Below are 2918 nucleotides of genomic sequence, written 5' to 3' on the forward strand. Positions count from 1 at the left end.
CCCGTCCACCCGCTGCTCCCATAGGCTCTGACCTGCGATCTTCCTACCGTTGACGGTGTACGCACACCACAGGTCTTCGGGGGCACCGGCACGATGATGGGCAAACTCGCAGCACGCTCGCTGCGACACCGTACGGGCGGCTTCCTGGCCACCTTCCTCGCGCTCTTCATCGGGGCCACCTTCGTCATGGCGTGCGGTGGTCTCATGGAGACCGGCATCCGCAACAACGTGCCGCCGCAGCGGCTCGCGGGGGCGCCGCTGCTGGTCACAGGGGACCGGACGTACTCCGTACCCACCAGCAAGAAGCACAAGAAGCAGCTCACCCTGCCCGAGCGGGTCGAGCTGCCCGCCACCGCCGTCGAGAAGGTCCGGGCCGTGCCCGGCGTGCGGACCGCCGTCGGCGAGCGCACCTTCGACGCCGCCGTGCGCGGGGAGAAGGCCGAGGCCCACGGCTGGGAGTCCGCCGCCCTCACCCCGTACGCCCTCGCCTCCGGCACCGCGCCCACGCCCGGCGAGGTCGTCCTCGACGCGGCCACCGCCCGCCGCGCGGGCGTCACGACCGGTGACCGCGTGGAGATCACCGCACACGGCGGCACCGCCGCGTACCGCGTGAGCGGCGTGGCCACCGCGCGGAACGACGTCCCCCGCCACACCCTCTTCTTCGCGCAGGACGACGCCGTACGGCTCTCCGGCCGCCCCGACAGCGTCGCCGACATCGCCGTCACGCTCGCGCCCGGCGCGGACCTCGACGCCGTACGCAAGGGCGTGCGCGAGGCGCTCGACGGGCAGTCGCCCGTCACGCTGCTGACCGGCGACGACCGGGGCGCCGTCGAGCACCCCGAGGTGACCCAGGGCAGCGGCGACCTGATCGCTCTCTCCGGCGTCGTCGGCGGCCTGGTCATCGCCGTCGCCGTGTTCGTCGTGGCCGGTACGGTCGCGCTCTCCGCCCAGCAGCGCAGCCGTGAGCTCGCCCTGCTCCGCGCCATCGGCACCAGCTCGCGCCAGCTGCGCCGGATGCTGCTCGGCGAAACCCTCCTGGTCATGCTGCTCGCCGCCGCGGCGGCCTGGTTCGCGGGACCGGTCGCCGGGCGGTGGCTCTTCGGCACGCTCGTCGACACCGGCATGATCGCCGAGACCGTCGAGTTCCGGCAGGGCTGGATACCGGCCATGCCCGCGTACGGCGCGCTGCTGCTGACCGCCGTCGGCGGCACCCTCCTCGGCAGCGTCCGCGCCGTGCGGGCCAAGCCGGTCGAGGCCCTGGGCGAGGCGGCCGTGCAGAAGCCCGGCCTGCACCCCGCCCGCATCGTCCTCGGCCTGCTCTTCCTGGCGGGCACGACCGCCCTGGCGCTCGTCTCCGCGCTCGTCCTGCGCGGCCCGGTGGCCGCGAGCACGGCGGGCCCGACCGTGATGTGCTGCGCGATCGCCTTCGCCCTGCTCGGCCCCTGGGTCACCAAGGCCGTCACCGCTCTGCTGTACTGGCCGGTCCGGCTGCTCACCGGCGCCTCCGGGCGCCTGGCGGCGCTCAACTGCCGCGCACGCACTGCCAGGACGGCGGCCGTCGCCATGCCGGTGATGCTGGCCGCGGCCATCGCGACCGGCGAGCTCTACCTCCAGACCACGGCGGTCGCGGCGACGGACGCGGCGTTCGCGAGCAGCCTGCGTGCCGACGCCGTGGTCAGCACGGACGCGGGCGTGGTCACCCCGGACCTCCTCGACCGCGTCCGCGCCCTCCCCGGCGTCACCGCGGCGAGCGCGTACGTCACCAGCAGCGGCTGGACCGAACCGCGTGACGGCGACGAGAGCAAGAAGGGCCTGCCGCTCCAGGGCGTCAGTGCCGACGGCGTCGACCGCACGCTCGCCGTGGACGTACGCGAGGGCAGCCTGGGCGCCCTGCGCGGCGCGGCGATCGCCCTGCCGACCGGCAAGGCGCACCGTATCCACAAGGCTGTGGGCGACACGGTCCGGATGCGGCTCGGCGACGGGACGCGGGTGGACCTGCGGGTCGTGGCCCTCTTCGAGGGGCGCGAGGGGTACGACACGGCCTACATGAGCTCGGAGCTGCTGGCTCCGCATACGACGGCGGGGCTGCCGTCGCAGATCCTGGTACGGGGTTCTCTTCACCCGGATCAGCTGGGCGCGGGCGTACGCGTCAGCTCGCGCGACGCGGTCACGGCGGCCCACGCCCACGACAACCGCACGCAGGCATCCGTCAATTACCTGATCGCGGGCATGCTCATCGCCTACACGGTGCTCTCCGTCGTCAACACGACTGTGGTGGCCGTCTCGGACCGGCGCAAGGAATTCGCCCTTCAGCGGCTGACGGGCGCGACGCGGGCCCAGGTCCTGCGGATGATGACGGTCGAGGGCGTGCTGGTGACGGCGGTCGGCCTGCTGCTCGGCACGCTGGCGGCCGGTGCGACGCTGGTCCCCTTCAGCCTCGCGGCTGCGGGGACGTGGTGGCCGTCGGGTCCTGTCTCGATCTACGCGACGGTGGTCGCGGGGGCGGTGGGTGTGGTGCTGCTCGCCACGTTGATCCCTGCGTGGCGTGTGCTTCGGGTACGGCCGGTGGAGGCGGCTCGGGGGTGATCCTTCTGGGGGCGCCTATTGGGGTGCGGCTTGCGCTGCGCGCGCGGGTGCGCCCCCGGTGGGGGCTTGTCGCGCAGTTCCCCGCGCCCCTCTATGCCGCCTACGAGCTCGGTCACTCGTGTCCGTCCGGCGTCTGCGGGCTGTCGCTGGTTGCTCGCGCCGTTCCCCGCGCCCCTGAAAAGCCGCCCACGAGCTCGGTCGCCCATGCCCGTCCGGCGTCTGCGGGCCGGTGGGGACTTCTCGCGCAGTTCCCCGCGCCCCTGATGGGGCGCGCCCTGGACGTGCGGAGAGCCGACAACCGACGTAGGTGCCCCCTACGGACAGCCGACGTC

At 73.8% G+C, this 2918-nt stretch carries 1 protein-coding gene; it reads left to right on the forward strand.

Going from position 1 to position 2918, the window contains the following annotated elements:
• Positions 1-93 precede the first annotated feature (93 nt).
• On the forward strand, positions 94-2586 hold the full coding sequence (locus K6I34_RS34835) for an FtsX-like permease family protein (RefSeq protein ID WP_229332036.1): 2493 nt from the start codon (positions 94-96) through the stop codon (positions 2584-2586).
• Positions 2587-2918 lie beyond the last annotated feature (332 nt).

Origin of the sequence: Streptomyces sp. UNOC14_S4, from assembly GCF_020740835.1 — a bacterium.
Lineage (GTDB): Bacteria > Actinomycetota > Actinomycetes > Streptomycetales > Streptomycetaceae > Streptomyces.